Below are 19,973 nucleotides of genomic sequence, written 5' to 3' on the forward strand. Positions count from 1 at the left end.
CAAAATTCACTGCAATCTCGCCCACGCAGAGGTGGTGGGCGAGATCCTGCAATGAGATTCAGAGGAAGGTAGGACCCTTAACTCAACTCATCCGGATTTAGACAAAATAATTCCACGCATTCGAAAAATTGATCCAATCGCTTTTATTTCGCTGAAAGCTCGCTCTCTGTTACCCATTGATGATTTTTTACTGGTTCTCCCCCCGTTGTCGGCGTGTAATCAACCATATAGATCGTTGTTCGTTCGGTTGATTCAATGGTTGCCGTCGCTCCTTTCATCCCTGGCATGTGATCCCCTACTACTACGACGTCCGTCCCTGGCTTATACGGCTCCGCCCCCGCATTTTGAATTTCTTCGTGGATCACCCATTTATGATTGGTTACTCTGTCTCCGCCCGTTGTCGGTGTATAGGAAATGGCATATACGGTCGTGTCATAAGCTCCCACGATTGTCGCTGTTGCTCCCTTCATGCCTTCCATGTGGTCGTTCAGAATGATGGCCTGACTGCCGACTTTATAGGTCGGATTCTGCGCCGCCTTCAACCCTGCAGGGATTTCACCAGTACTGGCATGAGTCATGCCTGAATGACCTTGATGAGAGCCTTGCTGGTTATTTGAAGGGCTTTCTTGGCTTGCATTATTTCCACATGCAGTTAAAGCAAGAAAAATAGAAACACTAATGAAAACTAATCGTTTTTTCATCGTCACTGACACTCCTCTTTCACGTTATTGTGTACGTATTTTGCTGTAGCTCTATCTTAAAGGGTCAGTATGGAGAAGATGTGAAGAAAAAAGTTATTTGCTCTTTTGTTAATCGTAACGTGTGTTTTGTTGAATCCTTTACATAATACAAAGTTTTATAATCGACAGACGTATTGGGAATTCAACCCCAAATCATAAATGGTGTATGCACCTTAATGAAAGTAAGAAATTTTCCTGTAACAATTTTAGGACGCCCTTCACGTTCGATTAAGTAAAAGCGCTTAGAAAAATGGCGGCAGACAGGGACCAAAAATATGTCCTAGGCTGCCGCCTTTTTTTCGTTAATCTGCCCGTAAGTTATATTATGAAAATCAACACGCTGACTAGTAGAAAAACCTTAGCAACGAGGCAATGTAAATACCTGATCATAAAAAAACCCATAAAGGGTCAAAAGTTACTGTCTCAGGACTGAAAGGGCGTGACGAACTTTATAGGCAAATTGGACGGGCTCGTCAATGGATTCAAAGTGTATAAACATGATGCCAGGATTGTTAAAAAGCCAGTGATTGTGAAGTGCAGTAACCAGTATATCGTAATGTCGAAGAACAGAAATGAATGGGTTAATTTCTTCTGGAAGAATTACGGTTTCTTCCAAGCAAAGCGCATTCCCATTTTAATCCATCGATTCAAATGAGAACATCATCGGTACCGTCAGTTAGGAGTAATTACATTCGGAAACATAGTTTTACGTTTCTATGTTTTTCTTTGCTAACTGACCCAAAACATTCGCTGCATCCTATTTACTACACTGGATGCTTACACATACAAAGTATTCAAATTCACCGGCAATTTCGATTTTGCTGGCTTATGGCCGAGTTCGTGTTCGTCCTCCAGCCAGTTGATCATAGATTGTATAGTTGCTTGTTGTTGGGGTGTCATCGATTCAGCTCCTAAGTGGAAGAATCGTTATTTAAATGTATATTTTACCACTAATAGGAAATGTTTGAACTTTACCGATAAGATTCTTTGATTTATACGGATCAAATTCTTGAATTTCGCCATATATTCGAATTGTCGGGAGGAAAGCATTAAAAATTTCTTCGATTTCTTTTTTGGCTGATGGCTGCTGAACTGCTCTGAAAATCTACTAAATCTTCTTCATGAACTAAGACCTTGATTTGTTCTTTATACTGGCTGTTTACTTCAGAACTACACCCACTTATAACTAACATCGAAAAAAGATAAAACGCTCTCATATCAACCCTTGCAGTAAACTTTTTATTTATAAACATAAACAGTTGAATTGGATATATATACCATTTTACAATCAACACCTTATTCCTACTAACAAAACATAGAAGCAAAAATCACGCCTCATTTCATTCTGAGGCGGCTTTCTTGGGAAGCTGATATCATATTAACGTAAAATGAGTGAATCGCTTCCCGGAAAAAAACCGACCTTTCCCATCCGTTGGAAAAATCGGACTTGATTCCATTTGCAATTGCAATTCTAGACCACTCCTAAAAAGGAGTCATTCCTCAAATTGATTACCTTTACGATCCGTGTTATTGAAATCCAAAGTAATTCTCGTCTTGGTTTGAACGACTACCCAATCGTATACCTTTTTTACGCGAATCACTTGAGGCATGACATTATTGGTGACAGCTAAAGAAACGGTAACAGTAAACGTACATGAAGCTGTATTTCCAGACTGATCCGTCGCCGTGCAGCCGACAATGGTCGTTCCCAGAGGGAAGTCCATTGTAAAACTTGCAACAGCAAGCGGAGCTGGAGGAGAAAATGTCTGCGTCATCCCATGGCATGTGATGGAGGTGACACCACATTGATCAGTGGCCGTGGTTTGAAACGTAATCGTAGCAAACGTTTGCCCTGGTGTAATCGACACTGAGATGTCATCAGGACACTGAATGGCGGGAGGAAGGTCTACCACCGTTACGGTAAATGAACATGTTTCGGTATTCCCAAAGATATCTGTTGCTGTACACGTAACTTCGGTCTCTCCTACTGGAAAAAGTGAACCGGAAGGCGGAGAACAGGTTACGGTGACTCCGGGGCAGGAGGCTACAGGGGTTGGATAGTTTACGATGGGGCATGGGACTATTATGTCAGGAGGGCAAGTCGGTGGTTGCACACATCCATTCAACAAAACGGAAACATCGTCTGAATCCTCGTTTGCAGTTGCGATGTCAATCCTTCCGTCTCCATTAAAATCAGCTGCTGTAATGCTGATCGGACCTGCACCTGTTGGGAACTCAAAAGGTGCCGAGAAACCGCCCGAGCCGTCGTTTAGAAGAACAGAGACGTTATTCGTACCTGTATCGGATACAGCCAGATCGATAACTCCATCACAATTAAAGTCAGCCGCTGTAATGTCAAACTCAATAGCGTCGGTACCCGCAGAAAAGGGACTTCCAGGCGCTTGCGTAAACGAACCTAATCCATTGTTTAGGAAAACACTTATATTACTCGTAGCGACATTTCCTGCCGCAAGATCAATGGACCCATTACCATCGAAGTCTGCCGCCACAAGACTAATGGGGTCTAATCCCCCAGGAAGCAAAGAGAAACTCACTCCAGGAGTTTGAAATGTACCATCCCCATTCCCTTTAAATACAGTTATATCATCGGTGTCTCGATTAGCAGTGGCCAGATCAAGGATGCCATCTCCAGTAAAATCAGCTGTGACAATATCAAAAGGGGCTAAACCAGGCGTAGTGGCAAAAGGACTTCCTGGCGCCATCGCAAATACACCTGATCCATTGTTCAACAAGACAGTAACGAAGCTGTTTCCTGTAATGTGACCTATGTTTGCTATTGCTAGATCAGGACCGTTCATGCCATCATAGTCACCGATCGCAATCGAGTAGGATTGAAAAACCGCAGGAAACGCTCCAGTACTGTAAGCTACCGGTGCGGCAAAGGTACCGTCTCCATTATTCAGTAGAATAAATACGCGGTTATTGGAGGTCTGGTCTGTCACAGCCAGATCAATATGACCATCCCCGTTTAAATCAGCTGCCGCGATTTGCCCGAGTAAAACCCCAGGAAACAGAATGCCGAATGAGATAGTCTGTAAGACAGAAAACTCTCCTGAACCATTGTTGATCAGAATGGAAACATCACCGGAAACGATATCAACCACTGCTAAGTCGATAAAATCGTCTCCATTTAGATCTGCGGAGGTTATGCTGGCTGGGGCTGTACCCCCTGTCAAATATTCGACCGCGGTTTGAAAAAAGGGGCATGCCAATCGAGATTCACCCTTCCTTAAGAGAATTCCGCTCGCGTCTTCTTCTAAGGTGCATGTACTGCTTTAATACAGAGAGTCTCTACTCGAGGCTTTAACCGGATATGATTACCTTACCAAGCCATTGAATTTCGTGATCTCCGATTTGAGGATCATCACCAGCACTTGTGAGGCGGTAAGATTTCTGTCATCCTTTCGGGGGATAAGAAAATGGCTTATTCCTGAAAAGGCCCTTCCCTCGATCGAAATGCTTCACACGGAACAACAACTCAGAAGTAAAATAAATTACGTCTACATCATACGCAATTGTCTATGATGTGTTAAAAATTGGACGGAGCATTCCGTTGACGGCATAATGAATAACCCCGCCTCTTCAAAATGTAGAGATGGGGCTTGTTATCTCGAGTTCTTTGATGAAGGGTTATTTTCCTTCTAATATCCATTCGTGAACCTTGTCAGCAGACATAGAGCAGACCCACAAAGCTCCTAATCTCTATCTTTATATTTCTTCAACCAGTTGATTTTCAGGTTATTCTAGTTCATTTCCATCCTGAGTTAGCACTTAGATGCAGGACCCATTGTTTTGGCAACACCATCGGCATTCTGCGAATAGGTTTGCTATCTTGCTTGCCATGATCCCCCCTTTCTTTCCCACGCTTCCAACAGTGCGATCTGATCAGGATTTGAGCGTTGCCACTCGATATACTCCTCTTTTGCAAGAACTTCTAACACTCTCATGATACCTCCCCTATTCCGGCCCGTCTTGATGCACAGCTCATCGATTCTGGGTGTACGTCTGCGTCCAGCAGAGTAATTCGCGATAACCCGTAAAACTTTTCTCTCGATATCAGACAACATTCCGGATCACCAACAGCTGGATTGCCAGGATGTTGTCGATTACAAAAAACCTTTGTTCCTTACTTGTGAGGCTATACGCTTTCAAGCTGTCACCCACCATCTCTAACGGGTGCAGGATGCGCTGTGTTGCATGACCGTCACCGCCGAAATCAAAGATCTGGTTATGCTGATGCTGTGATGTTGCTCTATTTTGTTCCTTTATCAAGTCGTTCGCCTCCGCGTAGAACCTTTGTTCGTATTATATGCGAACAAAACAAGAACATTCAACACGAATTATTTCGCTCCTTTTTCATGCGAATAAAAATACTTGTCACTACAGAATTAAGGCAGATGAATGATGGTAAGCCGCTCATCAGGTAAGGGAATACGGCCTCTTGAGATGAATGGATGGTACGCAGGACAATATAAAAACCTCATCCATACGCGATGAGGTCATTGCCTTTATAGCTTACTTTCAGTTGATTTTGCTATCACCCATCTAACAAATTTAAGATGGCTCCACACAATTAATAATATCGGGGGGTAAGCAAGGGCTGAATACCACCACTTCCATCCATTGTAATAAAAAATGCCATTCTGTATGGATACAAGTTCATACAAGACAGAAAAGCAATCCCACGCTAGTAAATAAGAAGCGATCTTGATGAAACCTTTGCCCGATGGATAAAGAGTAAGTACTAGGTAATTTAAGAGTGGGTAAATGCCTAGTAGTGGGATAAGTGTAATGATGTCAACTCCCTTGTTAAAATAACCGTAAAGGTCATATTTTAAATCAAGATACACATTTACCATTGCTTCAAAGTACAAACCAAACCAAGTAGTTGACAATATTTCTATCCAAGTAAGGCGCCTGGGGACAATCAGGCAGAGAAAGAAAAATACAAGGATCGATCCAATGCAAAATAACATAATGTCCCCTGCTCCCTTACAAAAATTCTACCCTTTGAATTAGTATGTACTTCCATATCTCGTTTCATTTATTTGCGTGTAATTTACGCCAGAACACGACCATATTAGGTGTGAATCTGACGCCCCCCCAAATCTTGGTATCAGGCGCTAATTACTATTTATTTGCTTCTCCATTTGCTCGATTGCTCGATCCATTTTCTTGTCTTTTCCCTGACTCTCGATTACTTGAATTAATCGGTCCAATTTTTCATTACGTTCTTTTTCATGTTGATGCATTGCTTTCATAAATGATATGAAACTAAGGTCCCGTCCCTCTAAAAGCGTTTCAGCGACTATTCGATTGGATTCACGTTTTTTTTTCACGGAATACAAGTTCGGCAAACGGAAAGTATCCTATTCTGTCACGTTCACTTCCCTTCTCACAAGTATTGTTTGGGGATTAATAAGATTATCACAATCTTGAGATGAGCCCTGGATGTTTCATATAACCATTTATCTCTGGTCCCTTTTTGCAGCTTGGAAGTGGGCAGACTTAAAGAATTGGAAAAAGTACCATCCCACAATGCTCTTTATGTCGTTTGCAAACTTGGTCTACTATTTACTTGCCATTGATCAGGATTACTTCTTGTGGAGGTACAGCTACAGTGCGTATCTAAGCCCCGAACTCACTGTTTTCTTATATTGCTTAATCGCTTTCCCAGCTACAGTCATCACTTTTTTATCCAACTAACCAAAGAAAATACGAAATCAAATTGTTCACATCATAAAATACGTTGCTCTTTACGTTGTACTTGAGGTAGTTGCTTTACACACTGGGGCTATCCTTTACTCGAATGGTTGGTCTATTTGGTGGTCAATCTGGTTCAATCTCATTACTTTTTGTGTTCTAAAACTACATCACGATCGTCCTTACTGGGGGTATTTAGCTTCAGCAATTGTAACGGGTTATTTATTGTTCCACTTCCAAGTCCCGCTTTGGGATATCTGAAGAGCTGGAGCCATCGCTGGTACACCTAGGTGTGCGATGAGGTTGGTACGGATTGTCGAGCTAAAGCAGAGCATTAATGTCCTTTCTTCACATGTACTCCTACCAAATTTGGACATACTGCAAAGAGATAGGAGGTTGAATCTCATGGGAAAAGATGAAGCAAAGAAAACCATGCGTTTTTGGATATTTGCAGGCATAGCTGCTATTGCTGCTTCTCAAATACCAATGTTTTTGAAAAAAGGGGACCCTCAGGAGGACGGACAAACTCAGGAGCAACCAAAGAAAAAGCCTGTTTGGATGAAGTATCTCATCGGGGCCGTACTTCTTGGACTTATCCTTTGGTTGTTCGATTATTTCATGTAGGATGCAGGTGCAGGACTAAAAAGATTAGTCGGGAAACAACAGACTCCAGACGGTCGCTTGGCAGCCGAAGCGCTCCTAATTTACCTATTTATGCAAAAACGCTCCCGTCAATAAAATCTCAGGGGAGCGTTGTTTAAGACTCTTTATTATTGAAATTCGCTTTGCTTCTTCATCATGTTCCACTCTCTATCATGATGAATCACTCGTGTATGATGCGGCCGTTCCCTAAATATTCGGATAAACTCAACTAGCCCCTCAACAGCAGCTTCGAGAAGTCTTTCCCCTTTTTCCTTCGTCGCAACCGTTGGATCCCCCAACGTTCCCGTTTCGGAAATAGAGCTCCAGTACGGCATCATGATAACCGGTCTGCCTTCGCCTTTGCCAACCAAATCCAGCCAGAAATACTTGGATGTTTTAAATTTATCCATGTCGCGAACCGCTTTGTCCATCTGTACGAGTTCTTCCCTTATAGCCAGATACATGGAAGTCTCGAGTTCGCAAGCATGATTCATACCTCCTGGATTCTCCGATTCCCGAATTTCTTCAGCCAATTCAATTACGGGCTGCGTGTCCCAATGGGATATAGAGGCGCACATCACATCTGGATATTCCAAAATCGTTTGGCGTGCCACTACCTGAAGCAAGGATACGTTACTACCGTGACCGTTGAGCAATAGAATTTTTTTAAAACCTTGATGGGCAAGGCTTCTACAAACATCCGTGACGTAGCTAATGAATGTTTGCGAGCTAATCGAAATGACTCCAGGGAAGTCCATTTGATGAGGTGCATAGCCGTGGTTGATAGGTGGGATGACAACCATTTCAGACGGAATCTTTTTGGCAGCGCGAACGCATACTTCATTGGCCAATACCAAATCTGTATCAACAGGCAGGTGGTGACCGTGTTCTTCAATCATTGCTACAGGAACCACAGCTACACGTCCCTCACGAATCACCTGCTGGATTTCAGGCCAAGTCATTTCGGCAAAAAGGTACTTTTTCATCTTCATACTCCCTTTCTTGAGGAACATTTGTACTTTGCTTTACATGGCTGATTGTAAAATCGTTTTGATGTTATCTTTTGAAAGCCGGCGAGGATTGAAGAGTAAATATCCGTCCTTAGATGCCTGTTCTGCCATTTCATCCAATTTCGAATGATCTACCCCAACTTCACGTAAGCTCTGCGGCAGATTGATGTCCTGTAAAAGGGAGCGTACCGTTTCTGCTGTTCCTTTTGCCTTTTCCTCTGTTGATCTTTGAATAGGGTTCATGGCTAATCCATCATGAATGGTTGCAAATTTCATGGGATTGGCGATCCAATTCCATTTGATGGCATGCGGCAAAAGGATCCCGTTTACCATCCCATGAGAAACCTCGTAATGTCCTCCGATCACATGTGATATCGCGTGCACAATGCCCAATGATGCATTACCGGCGCCGATCCCCGTTATGGTGCTAGCCATTAACATCCCGTTGATTGCTTCCAAATTGCTGCTGTCCGCAACGGCAGGACGAATGGAAGAGGAGATCAAGTGGATTGCATACAGATTCAGCGCATCCGTAATGGGGTTCGCGTTTTTGGAAACAAAACCTTCTATCGCATGGGTCAATGCATCTATTCCTGTTGCTGCGACGAGATGGCTGGGCAGCTTGGTGACAAGATTTGCATCGAGAAATGTAACTTTCGGGGCAAGTGACGGGCCTCCTACAATCATTTTACGATGCCTTTCATGATCGCTGATCACACAGGCTCTTGTTACTTCGCTTCCCGTCCCCACTGTTGTCGGAACCGCGAATAGCGGGATTGCATCATTTTTGAAGATTCCTCTTCCTTCATAGTCTCTGATGAATCCCTTATTTGTCAGAAGCAAGGCAAGAGCCTTTGCGGTATCGATAACACTTCCGCCTCCAATTGCAATAATCAAATCAAATGTTCGATTATGCATCAGAAGATAGGATCTATCAACGTGCCAGACATCTGGATTTGGCTCTACTTGGTCATATACTTCATAGCCTATACGACTAGCATCCAAAACTTGCCGCACTGCATCGAATACTCCTGATTTGACGATTCCCGCATCGGTTACGATCAAGATATCCTTGCTTCCCTGTTTCCTGATTTCGTCCCCCATTTTTTCCACACATCCAGGTCCAAAAATAAGGCGTGTGCCCAAGAAGAACTCCTGATGGTCTCGCATCCAATCCCCCTGTCATGATTCTCGCGTTTACTTATCCAACCATACGTTCCACAACCGCGGGTAGCCTGCGCTCCATGGGATATAGCCCTTCAGGTAGGCCTGATGCGCTTCGATAACTGGATAGTAGTAGGTAGACATAAACGACAGATCTTCACGCAGCAATTTTTGTACATCGTTGTAAATCTCCTTGCGCTGTTTCTGATCGACCGTCGTCAATCCTTTTTCCAACAGTTCATCCATCCTCGGATTATGGTAGCCGTTAAAGTTGGATTTGCTGTGTGTGTATGCGTAGTAGATTTGATTCGGATCAGGACGAGGCGTGATATGGCTGACGGCCAATTGGTAGTCCCCAGCATTCGCACGCTCGGAAATGAAGGAAGCCCACTCCAGTACTTCTACATCTACATTCATTCCAATCTTTTTTAACTGGCTTTGAATGGTCAAGGCTGCTTTTTGGTGATGATCATAAGCTTTGGCCGTCGAGATGGTAATTTTTTCACCGTTATACCCTGCTTCCTTTAACAACTGTTTCGCTTTTTCCAAATCCTGCTGGTAATCTGCAGCATGCGCGTCCGAATACCATTCCGTCTCGGGATAAACAGGTGAACTGGCCACTTTGCCCAGACCCCATGTAGCAACATCGACAATCTCTTTTTTATTGATGGCATACGCCACTGCCTGCCTCATCTTGAGATTGTCAAATGGCGGCTTTTTAAATCCAAAGAATAGATAACCCCAATTCATGGAGGTTTCTTGAGATAACACTAAGTCCTTGCTGGTTGATAACCTTTTCACATCCTTCGGGAGAATGTCAGTCGCTAGGTCAATTTCGCCTGTCTCGAGTGCGGTGAGGCGAACACTAGCTTCAGAGATCGGTTTAAAGACGACTTCATCCACGTATGGCTTTTTTGCCCCACCGAAACCGCTGGTCTCACCAGCAGCAGGCATATATTTGTCAAATCGTTTTAGGACCAGCTGTTTTCCCTGTTCCCATTTGACAAATTGGAAGGGTCCTGTCCCGATGGGAGTGACAATGTTGTCATTTTGTTCCTCCGCAATTCCCTTCGGCATAATGACGGCAGGATTATACGGATTGGCAAGGGATGCCAGGAACACGCCTGAAGGTTCTTTCAGATGAAAGACGACTGTGAAATCATCCTTGCTCTCGATCGACTCTACCATCGAGAATTCTCCCTTGCGAGCTGCGACTTTCATGAACCGCTCGATGGAGTATTTCACGTCTTCTGATTTCATTTCTTTTCCGTTGTGGAAAGTCACGCCTTTGCGAAGCGGGAAGGTGACAGTTTTGCCGTCTTGGCTCGTCTCCCACTTTTCTGCAAGCAGTGGGATGATATTCATTTTTTCATCAATGGTGACAAGCATTTCCTGTACGTGCAGCAAAGGAATGCGATCGGACAATACAGTGGATGAATGCAAATCCAGCTTTGTCAGATCAGCGCTGGTTCCAACAATAAGCGTCCCGCCTGTTTTTGGCGTTCCAGAGTTTGCTTGCGTGTCAGCGGGTTTTTCCGAGTTTTGCCCCGCCAAGTTATTTGACGATGCGTTACCTCCGCATCCGGCCGTAACCCAAGCCAGCAGCAATACCAAAGCAGACAGAATGACCACTCGAAAATGCTTCATCTTTCCCATAAGAACCCTCCTTGTTATTTGATCAAGTGGCATGCTACCGCGTGACCGCTAATTTCCTTCAAAACCGGGACATCCCGTTTGCAGATATCCTCAACATAAGGGCAACGGGTGTGAAATTTACATCCGATCGGCGGATTTGCAGGATTGGGTATTTCCCCCACTAAGGTGATGCGTTCCCGCTTTAGTCGTGGATGCTCAGCTGGAATAGAGGAAAGAAGCGTACGAGTATATGGGTGCTGCGGATTGAGAAACAATTCCTCCGCAGTGGCCATCTCCACGATGCTTCCCAGATACATCACAGCGATCCGGTGACTGATATGCTTGACCACACTAAGGTCATGTGCAATAAAGAGGAGCGAAACTCCGGATTCCTCTTGCAGCTCTTCCAGCAGATTAATGATCTGCGATTGGATCGATACATCCAGTGCTGATACCGGTTCATCGCATACGATTAATTGCGGATTCAACGCTAGTGCTCTTGCAATCCCAATTCGCTGGCGCTGTCCCCCACTGAACTGATGCGGGTAACGCTCAGCGTGCAGCGGATCCAGCCCTACTCTTCGCAGCAAAGCAGCCGCTTTTTCCTCTCGTTCCTGTTTGCTGTGCTTCGAGTGGATACTGTACGGTTCTTCCAGAATATCCCCAATTTTCTGACGTGGATTGAGGGACGAAAAAGGATCCTGGAATATCATCTGGACCTGCCGTCTGAATGCCTGTTTTTCTTTCGCACTCATCGAAGCTACATTCTTTTGACCAAACCGAATCTCTCCAGCAGTCGCTTCCATCAGTTGAACAATCACGCGTCCAAGTGTACTTTTACCGCAGCCGCTCTCTCCAACAAGGCCGAAAGTTTCACCAGGAAACAGGTTAAAACTGACCCCATCCACGGCTTTTACGTACCCCTTCTGTTTACGGAGCAGCCCCTGCCGAATTGGGTAATATTTTTTCAGATCAGTAAGCTCTAGCAACGGAATCGCCGTCATCTATACGCCACCTCTGTTTCTGCGTAAAATTTGATCACTATGCCAGCACTTGACTCGATGGCCGGGCGTAAGCTCTTCTATTGGTGGATCCTGCTCCTGACAGCGGGAAGTGGCATAGGAGCATCGCGGATGAAATCTGCATCCTTTCGGCATATCGCTTTGGTTAGGAACGCTTCCGGGGATGGAATATAGCTTGACCTTGGCACCGCTCACTTTGGGAATGGATTTCAAAAGACCCTCCGTGTAGGGATGAGCAGTCCTGTCGAATAATACCTCAGTAGGAGCTTCTTCCACGATTTGCCCTGCGTACATGACCAAGACCCGATCACACGTCTCGGCAACCACCCCCAAATCATGTGTGATCATAATGATTGCGGTCTCAAAGGATTGCCGCAAGTCGTTCAGCAGGTCCAATATCTGTGCCTGAACAGTCACGTCCAAGGCGGTTGTCGGTTCGTCCGCGATGATCAACTGGGGATTGCATGCCAGCGCCATCGCAATCATGACTCTCTGCCGCATTCCTCCTGACAATTGATGAGGGTATTCGTGATAGCGAAGCTCAGGGTTGGAGATTCCCACCAAACGCAATAATTCAATGGAGCGATCCTTAGCCTCATTGGATTGAACTTTTTGATGAAATTGCATCGCTTCATCAATTTGGCTGCCAACTGTAAAGGCTGGGTCAAGCGAACTCATCGGATCTTGGAAAATCATCGAAATCTTGTTTCCTCTAATGGATCTTAGATGGTCTCGGGATTCGGCCAGAAGGTTTTTGTCTTGAAACCAGATTTCTCCCCCGATTTTCTTTGCCGGCGGCGACGGGATCAGCCCCATGATCGCCAGGGAGCTTACACTCTTTCCGCATCCGCTTTCTCCTACCAACCCTACCGTCTCGCCCCTGTTGACGTGAAAATGAACGTCGCTGACAACTTCGATTGGGCCGACCGGGCTGTCAAACTGCACCGTTAATCCTTTTACATCCAACAATCGTTTGCTCATTCCCAATCATCACCTCTGTGTGGATCTACTCTCATTTCATGCGAGGATCTAGGTAATCTCTCAAACCGTCACCGAACAGATTCAGTCCTAACACCGTAATGGCGATGGCCATTCCGGGGAAGATCGTGATCCAAGGTGCTTCAAGCATGTACTGTCTGCCATCGTACAGAATGTTTCCCCAACTTGGCTCTGGCTGCGGCACCCCCAGACCGATAAAACTGAGCGACGCTTCAGCTAAAATGGCATACGCAAAATAGGTAGTCATCTGTATCAGCAAGGGCGACAGGCAGTTTGGCAAGATGTGTTTCAATAGGATCCGAATGTGGGAACCACCCATCACTCTAATCGCATCCACGTATTCCCGCTTCTTAACGGACAAAACCGTACCACGCACGAGTCGCGCAAACAAAGGGGCGTACACCACTGCCAGTGCGACAATAATGTTGCCTGTGTTGTTACCCAGTGCGGCCATAAGCGCGATGGCAAACAGGATTGGGGGAAAGGACATCAGTCCGTCTACCAATCGCATCAGCACGTTGTCGATCACTTTTCCGTAATAGCCTGATACCAGTCCAACGATAATTCCAATAGCCGCTGAAATCGTCACTGATGCAGCTGAGATCGCAATGGAGACTTGTGCTCCCATTAGCACACGGCTAAAAATATCCCTGCCAAATTCGTCTGTTCCAAACAAATTCGTGGACGAAGGAGAGGCGATCCGATTTCCGTAATCCACGTCCTCTACAGGGTCAAAAGGTGTGAGAAGCGGAGCCAAGGCTGCGATCAGAACAACAACGCTCACGATTGCCAGTCCCAGGACGGCTGTCCTTCTGCGGGAAAACGCTCGCCAAGTTGTCCTGATATGATCTCTAAATCGACTTGTTTTCGTCGTTTTTACTGGATTATGTACGATTTCCACCGATTCTCACCCCTCGTTGTAGTCAATTTTTGGATCAAAGTAAGCATAAAGCAGGTCAACGACTAGACTGATCAGAACATAGATCACTGCCACGCACAGGATTACTCCCTGGATCACCGGATAATCCCGGTTAAAAACAGATTGGACCAAAAGCTGACCAATGCCTGGTATACTGAAAATCGTCTCAACGACGACCGTCCCTCCCAGGAGCAACCCAAAGTTAATCCCAATAATGGTAATGATGGGTATCATTGAGTTTTTTAGTGCATGCTTTAGGATTACCACCTTTTCCGTCCCGCCCTTGGCGCGGATCGTACGGATATAATCCTGCTTCAGGACTTCCAGCATACTGGAGCGCGTCATACGGGTCACAATCCCTGCTTGTAAAAAACCGAGGGCAAAAGCGGGCAGTGCAAGATGTTCAAAGTGGCTCCAAATGTTTTTCGTAATCTCTACATATCCTGTTGAAGGAAACCACCCCAAATGTAAAGAAAAGGCCATGATCAGCAGTAGTCCCGCCCAAAAATTAGGAATCGAAACGCCTATTAATGCTATCAGCATAGCGGTGTAATCCCAGCGCGTGTTATGTCGTACCGCAGAGATAATCCCTAATGGAATTGCAATGACGACTGATATCAACAGGGCGTAGAGGATGAGCGCCATGGTAGCCGGCAGCCTCTCGATAATCAGAGTGGTAACTTCTTTGTTCGAAACCAAGGAATTGCCTAAATCGCCGGACAGCATATGAACAAACCAGTTGAAGAACTGTTCCTGCAGAGGCTTATTCAACCCCAGCTCTTCCTGCAGTTCAGCCAGCTGTTGAGGAGTCGCTTCCGACCCAAGCATGACGGCTGCCGGATCACCGGGTACCAGGTGAACCAGAAGAAAGACAACCACGGACACAACCAGCAATACCGGAATCATTGAAAATACACGTTTTGCGATAAAGGTTGCCATAATCGATTCGTAGTCCTCCTTTCTAATAAAGAAATCTTACTCATTCGCGTAAAAGTGAGAGTCCAAAACCTAGAAATATTTCACCATATAGTACCGATCTGAGCCTTCGCCGTATTCCGCTACTCGAGTCTCCTCCATACGAAATCCAAGTTTCTCATACAATTTGACAGCAGCTGTATTGCTTGGCTTCACGGTAAGACACGACTTGGTAAAGCCGTCCTGCTTCATCATCTCAAACAGGTAATCAAAAAATATCCTCCCGTAACCTTTGCCCTGTTTGTCGGAGCGTACATAATAGCCAAAAATATAAGCCATGTCTGGCTCTTTATAATCCCGCAACAATTCGCAGACTGCGACGGGACGTTCGTCTCCTGCTTCACGCAGCCAGATGAGCCGCCCGTTTCTCGTTACCGGGACAAGCAGTACTTCGTCAATTGCCCCATCCTCAGGGAATGCGTCTGCTTCCAGCGCACACATCATCTTGATTTTCTCCGGCGTCAAAGAATCAGGGATCTCCAAGTACAGATTGTCATTCATCCTTCTCTTGCTCCTCCTTATTTACGCCAGGTTTGCACATCATCAAGCGGCCAAATCGGGCGCGGAATATGGGCATAGGAAAAACTTTTCAGTTGATTGGATGCGACTCCCGGACCATCGATATAGATGATCTGACTGACCAATGGATCGAACGCTGCGCGAAAGTGATTCTTCACTTTTAGGCCCAGAATTCGCTTCTTAGTCGGCTCCAATCCAATATGCCGGAACATTTCAGGATCATTGGCCGAGAGTGCTCTTCCCGTAAGTAAAATATCTAGTTCGCCTACCTGGATGTGTGCTGCTCCCTTCATATCCACCATGAGGCCGGTATTCATGGGGCCCTTATTGATAAATTTACCATCAGAAAGCTTTATGACCTTGGCTACCACTTGAACCGGCTCTCCGAACTCCGGTGAACATTTGCCGCCGAGAGCTAGCGATACGGTCGCCCCTTCCCCTGCTTCTACGCTGCTTGAAAGCGATTCAGGGTCGTACAAACCGCCAAATAGGGCATCAGTGAGATTGCGGTTGATCATTTCTCTGAGCAGCGCGGTTGTGTCACCACTTCCACCGCTAAGCGGATTGTCCGAGATATCGGCAATTGCCACTGGCTTTTCGGATTTCAAGGAGAGCGCCTGCGATACTCCCTCTGTGACGCCAGGCAAATCCATAATAAATCTGTCTCGATTCAGCCAAAACTCTTCGGCAAGCGAGCTGGCTGCACGATCTCCTCTTGATTGATCCGTAGCTACCACGATGATGCTTGCACCCACTTCGGGAATATCTGAATAGGGAAACCCTCCCATGACCGAAGCACTGACAATCCCTTCCTCACTCTCCCAGCGGATCGCTGATTCTACCAAGTCGTGCATTGGCCCTTCCGCTGTCCGCATATTGATGCTTGGCGGCATCATCGGCAATTTCACGAAAGAAACAAAATACCGTTCATTTGTTTCCACTTGTTTCAGCAAGGCATGAGCCGCCCGCTCTCCCTGCTCGTACATATCGATATGCGGATATGTTTTAAACCCAAAGTGCAGTGGTGTTTGCGCAATCATTCGTTCGCTCACATTGGCATGCATGTCGAGTGTAGTAGCGATCGGCAGCGTGTCTCCGACAAGCTGCCGGATGTGGCAAAGCAAGTCACATTCCGGATCAGACTCTCCTTCCACTACCATTGCACCGTGCAAAGCAAGCAAGAGCCCGTCCAAAGCACCTGCCTGTTCGATTGATTTAAGCATTTCCCGTTTGATTTCTAGATAGGCTGCCTCTGTTACGATGCCAGATGGAATAGCCGCTGCCGTAACCAGCGGTACGATTTCAGCGTTCTTTTCCTCCAGTATGTCAATAAAACCGCCTACTTCTGTTTTTGTGCCTTTATATGCCGTAATGATGGCTTTGTCTTTATAGAAGCCTTCGTTATAGAAATCCTGAATGGAAGTTTTGACCGGGCTGAACGAATGTGATTCATGATAAAAAAAAGCGATCCCGATACGTAGTTTGCTCATGTAATCTCCTCTTTTTCTGCCATTAGTAGGAAGCATGCAGATGCTGATTTTGCTCCCAAAGCTTTTGCAGCTGGGTCCTTGCTTCCTTAATATTCATGTGAAACTGGATGTCGCTCTTCTCTCGCGTCTCCTCCACCTTACGTATAGCAATCTGCACATCCTGCTCGCCGACCTGTCCGATCCCCAGCTGTCTACAAATGCTTTTTCCAGCGACTCTCCCCTGTTCCATGGCAATCTTGGCTCCTTCAACGCCCGTGACATTCCCCGCAACGTATAAGTTTCTCACGGTTGTTTCCATCGTACGGCTATGCAGGGGAACAGCCCCGCTTAATCCATCGATGCGAACAAATTTGCACCCTGCCGTTGCTGCCAATTCTCCAAGCGGGGTCAACCCGCCTGATAGGCATACGGCATCAACGGGAACAGCAGTCGATGTCCCGGAAATGATCTTACCGGTAGAATCAATCGAGGCAATCTCAGCGTGAGTTACCTGCCCTTCACCGTGAATAGCGACAAGCGCTTTTTTCAGTTGGAGCGGGATTCCCCACACCTTCAGTCCGTTGTTGGGATAAAAGCGTGCGGCAAGCTGAATGCCAAACCTGCTGCTGAGAAAAGCCCCGCCCGCCCGCAGCATTGGATTGGGAGCGAGATGGGCCATGGTTTGCAGCTGGTTCAGGACGCCCACAGGGTTGGATCGTCCTTCCGTAAAATCGCTTTGTCCAGGCAGAACAATTCCTGCTATCTCTACACCTGCCAGCTTCAGGGCACGGGCGATCGTCAATGACAAAACATCAACTCCCGCTATGACAACCCGTTTCCCTGGCTTCACTCGGTACACATTCGTCAAAACCTGAGCGGCTCCAACCGTCATCACCCCAGGCAGGGTCCAGCCAGGCATTGCCAGCGGTTTTTCGACCGCCCCGGTAGCAAGCAAGACAGCTCTTGCCTGAATATTTCGACACGGGAGATTACGGTTGCAAATATCGGCAATAAAAACATTCCAGCCTGCTTCCAATCCCCATACTTGTGTTTGCGGCATGAGTGTTACACCCGCAGCTTTTGCCTCCCCGACCAGCTTCGCCGCGATTTCTCCACCCTTCCACCAGTGATTTCCTTCCGGTTCCTCGTGCAGCTGACCCAACAGTTTGCCGCCGAATGTGCTGTTCTCATCTACGACGACGACAGAACCGCCGCGTGAAGCAATTTCTTTAGCGGCAGTTAAGCCTGCCGGACCTCCACCGATTACAGCAACATCAACTTTCACAGCCTGTCCCCCCTCTCTTTGGTGTTAGAATCATTCCCTCATCGACAGGTGTGATGCAGGCGCGAATTTCACCCGCGCCGGCCAAATGAATTCGGCATTCGTAGCAATGGCCGATGCCGCAGTAAAGTCCGCGTGCTTCTCCGCTTTTTTCGGAATGCCGCAAAGTGCGAACCCCATTGGCCAAAAGGGCGGCGGCGATGCTTTCTCCTTTATGTCCCGTATACGGTCTGCCTGCATACGTAAACGATACTTCTTCTACTTTATTCGGTGTAAAGACAGGGTGCGAAATGACTCTCATGACTGATCCCTCTCAACTAGCTGTCCGATATGGATGGGACGCACAGGATGATGGATGGTGAGCGAACTCGGATGCTCGACTATTTTGCTGTATTCTTCACTCACGAATGCCTCTAGCAGACTCCGGCATACTCGCCCCTGACAGGTTCCCATTCCGGCTCTGGTCTTCATCTTAATCTCCTGTGATGTACGGACACCTTGCCTGATCGCTGCATCAATCTCATGGCGGCTGACCTCTTCACATCGGCAAATCAGGTAGTCGGCTCTATCCATAACGGTTCACCCCATGTTTTGAGTCTGTCGTTTGCCCAGATGCGAAACGAGACGGAGAAAAATGGCCAATCAATTCTCTGATCCGCAGCGGGATTTCCTTGTCGGCATGCTCTGCGGCAATCATCCTGGAAAGCAGCTTTCCCATAACTGCCGACATGCCGTAACCGTGTCCGTTATACCCTCCGGAAACATACAGATTGGTATACTCTGTAATCGCTCCGAACAGCGGAAAGTGATCGGGTGTGATCTCCACCGTTCCGGCAAATGAGCGGATCAGGTGCTTCGTATGGTATTCAGGAAACAGCTCGACAAACCTGGTAGACAGCAGCTTGATTGCTTTTGCCGTGTTCGTTACATCAAAGCTCGTCACTTCCCAAGGACCGCCGCCGCCGTACAAAATATTGCCGGTATGCGTCTGTCGTAAATAGAGTCCGTTTCCCGATACGAATGGATCCATTCGTCTCTGCTCCAGAATTTCCGTTACCATGATTTGCGATCTGCGCGGAATGATCGGCAGATGAAGCTGAAGAAGTTTTCCCGCAAATTGCGTCCAAGGCCCCGTACAGAGGATGAACGTGTCTGCAGTGAGTCCCCCGTGTTCGGTTTGCGCGGCGGTAATCATCCCGCCCCTCACGGTAAAATCCTTTACTTCACAGTGGCTGATAAACTTCACACCGCGCTGTGTCAGCCATTCGATCATGCTTGCAATGGTCGTAAATGGGTAACTCTGGCCATCGATCGGGCTGAACAACGCTCCTCTGTTTTGCGGATGGATATCCGGGAGCAATTTGATTACCTGGTCCGGTTCAAGGAACATGGTCTCCAATCCGGCGATTCGGTATAATTCATGCGCTTTGCCCAGCTTTTCCACTTCCACATCATTCATTGCCACCATTGCATGTCCCGAGCGGATGAACCGAGTATCGATCCCAACCTCTGATAACTGCTCCCATAAGTCCATGGAAACCCTGACAAAGGGAACCTCCTCCAATTCACGCCCGAGAGCGAGCACCCCACCGCCATTTCTGCCAGAAGCAGCAGCACCAAAAGATTTGCTTTCTACCACGGTCACTTGGTAGCCTTCCTGATAAAGGAAGAATGCGGTCATGATGCCGACCAGACCACCGCCCACGATCAACACCCTGTGAGCACGCGAAGATCTGCTTGTACGATCCAATGCTCCAAAGATATAGTCATGCAACGTATGGTATACCTGGTTCATTTTATACGCTGTTTCAGTTGTCGTCGTTTCTACATTCAAAGAGAGCAGCGTTAAGCGGTCAACGTTTTTATCCATTGG

Annotated in this window: 17 protein-coding genes and 1 pseudogene; 1 reads left to right on the forward strand and 17 read right to left on the reverse strand. The window is 46.6% G+C overall.

The features are described from left to right. Positions 1 to 143 precede the first annotated feature (143 nt). From JNE38_RS16235 to JNE38_RS16250, 4 genes and pseudogenes are all read right to left on the reverse strand, one after another. On the reverse strand, positions 144 to 701 hold the full coding sequence (locus tag JNE38_RS16235; RefSeq protein WP_203254712.1) for a DUF1541 domain-containing protein: 558 nt from the start codon (positions 699 to 701) through the stop codon (positions 144 to 146). Between the two features lie 454 nt (positions 702 to 1,155). Beyond that, positions 1,156 to 1,416 (reverse strand): annotated as a pseudogene (locus JNE38_RS16240) (DUF1259 domain-containing protein); the annotation flags it as partial. A gap of 817 nt (positions 1,417 to 2,233) precedes the next feature. Beyond that, positions 2,234 to 3,973 carry an FG-GAP-like repeat-containing protein gene (locus JNE38_RS16245; RefSeq protein ID WP_203254713.1) on the reverse strand — a complete coding sequence of 580 codons (1,740 nt, stop codon included), beginning with the start codon at positions 3,971 to 3,973 and terminating at the stop codon, positions 2,234 to 2,236. Between the two features lie 844 nt (positions 3,974 to 4,817). After that, entirely contained in the window at positions 4,818 to 5,033 is a 216-nt protein-coding gene (locus tag JNE38_RS16250) for a WYL domain-containing protein (RefSeq protein WP_203254714.1), read from the reverse strand. Between the two features lie 1,836 nt (positions 5,034 to 6,869). On the opposite strand from JNE38_RS16250, the gene JNE38_RS16255 reads away from it, so the two are divergent. After that, entirely contained in the window at positions 6,870 to 7,088 is a 219-nt protein-coding gene (locus tag JNE38_RS16255; protein ID WP_203254715.1) for a hypothetical protein, read from the forward strand. Between the two features lie 146 nt (positions 7,089 to 7,234). On the opposite strand, the gene JNE38_RS16260 is transcribed toward JNE38_RS16255, so the two are convergent. From JNE38_RS16260 to JNE38_RS16320, 13 genes are all read right to left on the reverse strand, one after another. Beyond that, entirely contained in the window at positions 7,235 to 8,092 is an 858-nt protein-coding gene (locus JNE38_RS16260) for a creatininase family protein (protein WP_203254716.1), read from the reverse strand. Positions 8,093 to 8,131: 39 nt separating this feature from the next. Further along, positions 8,132 to 9,286 carry an iron-containing alcohol dehydrogenase gene (locus JNE38_RS16265; protein WP_203254717.1) on the reverse strand — a complete coding sequence of 385 codons (1,155 nt, stop codon included), beginning with the start codon at positions 9,284 to 9,286 and terminating at the stop codon, positions 8,132 to 8,134. A 27-nt stretch (positions 9,287 to 9,313) separates the two neighbouring features. Beyond that, positions 9,314 to 10,936 (reverse strand): ABC transporter substrate-binding protein, encoded by a 1,623-nt coding sequence (locus JNE38_RS16270; protein ID WP_203254718.1) that lies wholly within the window; start codon positions 10,934 to 10,936, stop codon positions 9,314 to 9,316. 14 nt (positions 10,937 to 10,950) lie between these two features. Further along, entirely contained in the window at positions 10,951 to 11,919 is a 969-nt protein-coding gene (locus JNE38_RS16275) for an ABC transporter ATP-binding protein (protein WP_203254719.1), read from the reverse strand. After that, on the reverse strand, positions 11,920 to 12,918 hold the full coding sequence (locus tag JNE38_RS16280) for an ABC transporter ATP-binding protein (RefSeq protein ID WP_203254720.1): 999 nt from the start codon (positions 12,916 to 12,918) through the stop codon (positions 11,920 to 11,922). It abuts the gene before it with no gap. 31 nt (positions 12,919 to 12,949) lie between these two features. After that, a complete protein-coding gene (locus tag JNE38_RS16285; RefSeq protein ID WP_203254721.1) occupies positions 12,950 to 13,837 on the reverse strand; it encodes an ABC transporter permease in 888 nt (295 codons plus the stop codon). Positions 13,838 to 13,843: 6 nt separating this feature from the next. Continuing rightward, the gene (gene nikB, locus JNE38_RS16290; RefSeq protein WP_203254722.1) at positions 13,844 to 14,794 is read right to left on the reverse strand and encodes a nickel ABC transporter permease; all 951 of its coding nucleotides are present in this window, start codon (positions 14,792 to 14,794) and stop codon (positions 13,844 to 13,846) included. Between the two features lie 69 nt (positions 14,795 to 14,863). Continuing rightward, complete coding sequence (locus tag JNE38_RS16295) at positions 14,864 to 15,331, reverse strand: GNAT family N-acetyltransferase (RefSeq protein WP_203254723.1); 468 nt, start codon at positions 15,329 to 15,331, stop codon at positions 14,864 to 14,866. Positions 15,332 to 15,348: 17 nt separating this feature from the next. Next, on the reverse strand, positions 15,349 to 16,839 hold the full coding sequence (locus tag JNE38_RS16300; RefSeq protein WP_203254724.1) for a M81 family metallopeptidase: 1,491 nt from the start codon (positions 16,837 to 16,839) through the stop codon (positions 15,349 to 15,351). A 22-nt stretch (positions 16,840 to 16,861) separates the two neighbouring features. Next, positions 16,862 to 18,103 (reverse strand): NAD(P)/FAD-dependent oxidoreductase, encoded by a 1,242-nt coding sequence (locus JNE38_RS16305; RefSeq protein WP_203254725.1) that lies wholly within the window; start codon positions 18,101 to 18,103, stop codon positions 16,862 to 16,864. Next, complete coding sequence (locus tag JNE38_RS16310; RefSeq protein WP_203254726.1) at positions 18,093 to 18,401, reverse strand: (2Fe-2S)-binding protein; 309 nt, start codon at positions 18,399 to 18,401, stop codon at positions 18,093 to 18,095. The genes JNE38_RS16305 and JNE38_RS16310 overlap by 11 nt, the downstream gene beginning before the upstream one ends. Beyond that, positions 18,398 to 18,673 (reverse strand): (2Fe-2S)-binding protein, encoded by a 276-nt coding sequence (locus tag JNE38_RS16315; RefSeq protein WP_203254727.1) that lies wholly within the window; start codon positions 18,671 to 18,673, stop codon positions 18,398 to 18,400. The genes JNE38_RS16310 and JNE38_RS16315 overlap by 4 nt, the downstream gene beginning before the upstream one ends. Continuing rightward, entirely contained in the window at positions 18,666 to 19,970 is a 1,305-nt protein-coding gene (locus JNE38_RS16320) for an NAD(P)/FAD-dependent oxidoreductase (protein WP_203254728.1), read from the reverse strand. Before JNE38_RS16320 ends, JNE38_RS16315 begins: the two co-directional genes overlap by 8 nt. Positions 19,971 to 19,973 lie beyond the last annotated feature (3 nt).

This window comes from Brevibacillus choshinensis (assembly GCF_016811915.1).
GTDB lineage: Bacteria > Bacillota > Bacilli > Brevibacillales > Brevibacillaceae > Brevibacillus > Brevibacillus choshinensis_A.